The sequence below is a fragment of the Methylosinus sp. RM1 genome, assembly GCF_011378635.1.
Taxonomy (GTDB): domain Bacteria; phylum Pseudomonadota; class Alphaproteobacteria; order Rhizobiales; family Beijerinckiaceae; genus Methylosinus; species Methylosinus sporium.
Genome location: NZ_WOVC01000114.1, coordinates 1 through 795, shown reverse-complemented (window position 1 = coordinate 795; position 795 = coordinate 1). Strand labels below are relative to the sequence as shown.

General features: G+C 56.4%; 2 tRNA genes and 1 rRNA gene. All 3 read left to right on the top strand.

The window, feature by feature from the left end:
- Window positions 1-89 (top strand): 16S ribosomal RNA (locus tag FMZ75_RS21200); the annotation flags it as partial.
- A 170-nt stretch (window positions 90-259) separates the two neighbouring features.
- Window positions 260-336: transfer RNA gene (locus tag FMZ75_RS21195), tRNA-Ile, on the top strand.
- A 22-nt stretch (window positions 337-358) separates the two neighbouring features.
- Window positions 359-434: transfer RNA gene (locus FMZ75_RS21190), tRNA-Ala, on the top strand.
- Window positions 435-795: the final 361 nt, after the last annotated feature.

Sequence of the window (795 nt, the reverse complement as noted above, 5' to 3'; positions counted from 1 at the left end):
GGAGGCAGACGACCACGGTAGGGTCAGCGACTGGGGTGAAGTCGTAACAAGGTAGCCGTAGGGGAACCTGCGGCTGGATCACCTCCTTTCTAAGGATGATCCCTTATGATCTTTGGGCATCTCGCCTTTTGATCTGTCGGATCACTTGGAACACAACGGCCAGTCAGGCCGATCTGGCGGGACAGCCGCCGTCTTCGTTTCTCTTTCTTCACAAGGACGAGCCCGCCTGGCGTAAAAGCGAAAAGGCGTGCGACAGTTTGGGCTTGTAGCTCAGTTGGTTAGAGCGCGCGCTTGATAAGCGTGAGGTCGGAAGTTCAAGTCTTCCCAGGCCCACCACTCTTTCCGATCGGCACGGCTCGGGGCCATAGCTCAGTTGGGAGAGCGCGTGCTTTGCAAGCATGAGGTCGTCGGTTCGATCCCGTCTGGCTCCACCAGATGTGCGGATCGCCGAAGACGGCGTCGCAATCGTCCTTGAAACAAGTTCCGCATTTCGACGCGCTGTCGAAATGCGTGTTGTCTGTCATCGTGAAAAGGAAATGCATCCGATCATCTTCGATCGAACGGGAACGTTCGACTGAAGACGAGCAACCAGCAAGTGGGCGCCGCGTGACCGCAGCGCTCTCGGATGTGTTTGAAGCAAACTGGTCTTTCTATCGATGCAAACCTGATCTCGAAAGGGAAAAGGGCCGCTGCCGAGCGGTGGGCATCGATAATGAGAGCGATCAAGTGCCTTAAGGGTATTCGGTGGATGCCTTGGCGCTGAGAGGCGATGAAGGACGTGGTACGCTGCGATAA